The sequence below is a fragment of the Arthrobacter sp. CAL618 genome (assembly GCF_000468215.1).
Lineage (GTDB): Bacteria > Actinomycetota > Actinomycetes > Actinomycetales > Micrococcaceae > Arthrobacter_D.
The window spans coordinates 1-4,416 of record NZ_ASZW01000100.1; the positions used below are offsets into that span (position 1 = coordinate 1).

Annotated in this window: 6 protein-coding genes; all 6 read left to right on the forward strand. The window is 67.2% G+C overall.

From position 1 onward, the window contains the following. Positions 1–1,000: molybdopterin-dependent oxidoreductase (locus K728_RS0106580; RefSeq protein WP_024476249.1), on the forward strand; the 1,000-nt coding region annotated here is incomplete at its 5' end. 78 nt (positions 1,001–1,078) lie between these two features. Next, positions 1,079–2,446: a molybdopterin molybdotransferase MoeA gene (locus K728_RS0106585; RefSeq protein WP_024476250.1), complete on the forward strand. Its 1,368-nt coding sequence runs from the start codon at positions 1,079–1,081 to the stop codon at positions 2,444–2,446. A 24-nt stretch (positions 2,447–2,470) separates the two neighbouring features. Beyond that, the gene (gene moaC / locus K728_RS0106590; RefSeq protein ID WP_019483454.1) at positions 2,471–2,956 is read left to right on the forward strand and encodes a cyclic pyranopterin monophosphate synthase MoaC; all 486 of its coding nucleotides are present in this window, start codon (positions 2,471–2,473) and stop codon (positions 2,954–2,956) included. Further along, positions 2,953–3,435, forward strand: coding sequence for a MogA/MoaB family molybdenum cofactor biosynthesis protein (locus K728_RS0106595; protein WP_019483453.1), 483 nt, complete (start codon positions 2,953–2,955; stop codon positions 3,433–3,435). Before moaC ends, K728_RS0106595 begins: the two co-directional genes overlap by 4 nt. After that, a complete protein-coding gene (locus tag K728_RS0106600; RefSeq protein ID WP_019483452.1) occupies positions 3,425–3,877 on the forward strand; it encodes a molybdenum cofactor biosynthesis protein MoaE in 453 nt (150 codons plus the stop codon). Before K728_RS0106595 ends, K728_RS0106600 begins: the two co-directional genes overlap by 11 nt. Before the next feature lie 43 nt (positions 3,878–3,920). Then, a partial coding sequence (locus K728_RS0106605; RefSeq protein WP_024476251.1) for a 4-hydroxy-tetrahydrodipicolinate reductase occupies positions 3,921–4,416 on the forward strand: 496 nt, incomplete at its 3' end.

Genomic DNA, 4,416 nt, shown 5'->3' on the forward strand with positions numbered 1-4,416 from the left:
CAGCCAATCCCTGGTGACCGTCGCCAGGGAACAGATCTCCCTGCCAAGGCCGTCGCCGAGCGCGAACCGGGCTTCGGCGGCAGCAGTGCTTCCCGCAGGGGCGGATCTCGGCGTCGACGGCGTTTCACCGCTCGTGACCCCCAACGATAACTACTACCGGATCGATACCGCCCTCGTGGTGCCGGTAGTGGATCCGGTCACCTGGCGGCTACGGGTGACCGGCATGGTGGATCGGGAGGTCGAGCTGACCTTCGACGAGCTCCTGGCCAAGCCCCTGATCGAAAGCTATATCACCCTCGCCTGCGTTTCGAACGTGGTGGGCGGTGACCTGATCGGCAACGCAAAATGGCTCGGCTGGCCGGTCCGCGACCTGCTGGCCATGGCGGGCGTCCAGGAGGGGGCCGATATGGTGCTGTCGCGCAGCATCGACGGATTCACCGCCAGCACTCCGCTGGAAGCCATGACCGACGACCGGGACTCACTGATCGCCGTCGGAATGAACGGCGAAACCCTGCCTGTTGAACATGGGTTCCCCGTCCGCCTGGTGGTTCCCGGGCTGTACGGTTTCGTCTCGGCGACCAAGTGGGTGACCGAGCTGAAAGTGACACGGTACGACGACGACGTCGCCTACTGGTCTACCCGGGGCTGGTCAGAACGTGGGCCGGTCAAAACCTCCTCACGCATTGACGTCCCCCAAAACAATTCGACGGTGCCCGCCGGGACGGTCGCGATCGCCGGCTACGCCTGGGCGCAACACCGGGGGATTGAGCGGGTCGAGGTGAGGGTGGACGGGGGCAGATGGCAGAGCGCCCGGCTGGGAACCGAGATCTCCCGGGACACGTGGCGGCAGTTCTCGGCCGACATCCAGCTGGACCCGGGATCACACACGGTGCAGGTACGGGCCGTCGATGCGACGGGGGCGGTGCAGGTGGACCGGGTGGCACCGGTGACCCCCGACGGCGCCACGGGACTCCACACCGTGTCGTTCACGGTTTCCTGAGCACGGTTGCCTGAGCACGGTTTCATGGGAGCCTAAGGTGGAGCATCAGAGCTAACCGTGAGGGCAGGTAGGGATCCCATGATCAGAAGCGTCGAGGAACATCAGCAAGCCGTGCTGGGGCTGCTGCGCTACAGCAGCGGCTACCCCGCCGACAGTCTGGCCGATAGCCGGGCAGAGTCGAACAACGACCACCTTCCGCTGGCGGCGNCCCGCGGCCGGGTGCTGGCCACCGATCTGCCCGCCCCGGTGAGTCTGCCTCCGTTCGATAACTCGCAGATGGACGGTTACGCCATCCATGAGGCCGATGTGGATGTAATCAGCGACCATCGGGGGCTAACCCTCAGCGTCGGAGCTCCCATTCCGGCTGGCATCGAACCGCCGGACCTGGTTCAGGGGACCGCCGCGCCCATCATGACCGGCGCCATGATTCCCCGCCACACCGGTGCCGTCGTCCCAATCGAACGGGTCACACCCGCCCAGTTCTATTCGGCTGCGGACTACGCGTCAGGCGTCGCCCTGACCGTTGACCTCCCCGGGACGGTCGAGCCCGGTGCCTTCATCCGCCGGATCGGCAGCGACATCGCGGCCGGTACAGCGGCCCTCACCGCCGGGACACTCCTCGGCCCGGCCCAACTGGGCCTCCTCGCGGCCTGCGGCGTGGCAACCGTCCCGGTGCGCCGTCCCTTCACCGTCCTGCTGCTGACCACCGGGGACGAAGTACAGGAGCCCGGCAGCACCCCGCAACCCGGCAAAATCTTCGACGCCAACACCACACTGCTCGAAAGCGCACTCCTGGACGCGGGCGCCGCCGTCGTCCGCCACCGACTGATGGATGACAATCCTGCCCTGCTGCGGGAGGCGTTCGCGGCGGTGGCCGACAGTGGCATCCACCTGATCCTCACCACCGGTGGCATCAGTCAGGGCGCGTATGAGGTGGTGAAGCAGGCGCTGGCCAATAGCAGCGTCGAGTTCCTCTCGGTCGCCATGCAACCGGGCGGACCGCAGGCGTTGGGGACCATCGGCGGTGTCCCGTTCCTGGGGTTCCCGGGCAACCCGGTCAGCGCGCTCGTCTCCTTCGAAATGTTCCTCCGCCCAGCGCTGACCGCCGTCGCGGGGACCCCTCATCCTCGGGTCGCGCTGACCGCCGCGCTCGAAGAGGAGGTCACCTCGCCCGAGGCCAAACACCAGGTCCGGCGGGGCTGGTACACGCCCCGGGCGGCAGCGGGGGAAGCGCTCGGAACGGTTAGGCTGGTAGGCGGCCCGGGATCGCACCTGATCCATGCGCTGGCCGAATCAAACGTGCTGGTCCACCTACCGGCTGGCACCGGTTGCCTGGCCGCGGGGGATCTGGTTACCGTCTGGTTGGTGGATGGGGTGCACGGCGCACCATCCTTTGGGATTCCCGCAGCGAGCCTCCTCGCCGTGGCCGGGCCAGAGCACAGCTAAGTATCGAGAACCAGTAAGGACAGCATGACCGAGAACCCCAGCCCGTCGTCATTGAGCCACGTCCGCGCAGACGGCAGCGCCCACATGGTCGATGTGTCGGCGAAGGCTGAAACCACCCGCGAAGCCACCGCACAGGCCATCCTGCACACCACCGCGGAGGTGGTCGGACTGATCACCGCCGGTGGCCTGCCCAAAGGCGACGCACTCGCCGTCGCGCGGGTGGCCGGCATCCTGGCTGCCAAGCAGACGTCCGCACTGATCCCGCTCTGCCACCCCCTGCCCTTGAGCAAGATCACCGTGGATTTCGAGGCCGCCGAGAACGCCGTGACAATTACCTGCGCGGTCAAGACAACGGCAGTCACCGGCGTCGAGATGGAAGCCCTGACCGGTGCCTCCCTGGCAGCCCTCGCGCTCTACGACATGATCAAGGCAGTGGACAAGCGGGCCATCATCACTGACACGAAAGTGCTGGCGAAGTCCGGCGGCAAGAGCGGGGACTGGACGGCATGAGCGCCCCGCGCACCGCAGCGGTGATCATCGCCTCGACCCGCGCAGCCGCCGGGGTTTACCAGGACGAGTGCGGTCCACTCATCCACAGCTGGCTGCTGGAGAACGGCTTCGCGCCGCAGGAAACCCTGGTGGTGCCCGACGGCGACGCCGTGGGCCAAACGATCGGTGACGTGCTCAAGGGCTCACCGTCGGTGGTTATCACCAGCGGCGGCACCGGGTTGAGCCCCGACGATGTCACCCCCGAACAAACCGCACCCTACCTTCAGCGCCACCTGCCCGGCGTGATGGAAGCGCTCCGGCGCCTCGGTACCGAGAAGGTCCCAACAGCAGCACTGAGCCGTGGTCATGCTGGCACCGCCGGAAGCACCTTCGTGATCAACCTGCCCGGCTCACCCGGCGGGGTCCGGGACGGGTTGGCAGTGCTCAAACCACTGCTGGGGCACATCTGCTCCCAGCTGGAAGGAAAAAATGAACACTAGCCACGTGGTGCATGTGTCCCTCGCGCAGCAAAGCATCAGCCTCGATGAGGCCCTCGCCCAGGTCGACGCACCGGACTGTGGAGCGGTAGTGGGTTTCGGCGGGGTGGTGAGAAACCACGACGGCGGCCGCGACGTCACGTCGCTGAGCTACTCGGCGCACCCCAGCGCTGAGCGGATTATCGGCGAGATCGCCGACGGGATCGCCGCCCGGTACCAGGGCGTTCGGATCTGGGTGGCGCACCGCGTCGGTCCGCTAACCATTGGTGACCCTGCCCTGGTGGCAGCTGTCGCCTCCGCCCACCGGGGCGAAGCCTTCGCCGCCTGCTCCGAGCTGGTGGACACCGTCAAGGAAAAGGTCCCCATCTGGAAGGAACAGTTCTTCACCGACGGGACCGTCGAGTGGGTGGGTGCCGGATCCGCAGCCACCGCGGGGGACTCCTGACCCAAATGGGCAGGGGAGTGCCCGATCAGTAGGGTTGGGTGTTATGACTGAACAACTTGCCGTGGCCGTACTCGGCGCCGCCGGCCGCATGGGGTCGGAGGCCGTCAAGGCCATCGACGCCGCAGCGGACCTGAAACTGGTGGCAGCCCTCGGGCGCGAAGACACCCTGGACACCATTGTCGCGGCCGGCGCGCAATGCATCGTCGACCTCTCCGTCCCCGACGCGACCTTCGACAACGTGGTGTTCGCCGTGGAGCGCGGCATCCATGCCGTCGTCGGGACTACCGGGTGGGACGAATCACGGCTGCAGCAGCTCGGCAGTCTGCTCGCTGATCACCCGACCACCGGGGTGCTGATCGCCCCGAACTTCGCGGTCGGCTCGGTGCTGGCCTCAGCGTTCGCCGCGCGGGCAGCCAAATACTTCGAGTCGGTTGAGATCGTCGAACTGCATCATCCGGACAAGGTGGACGCTCCCTCGGGTACCGCCGTGCGGACCGCGAACCTGATCGCGCAAACACGCCGGGAAGCCGGCCTTCCCG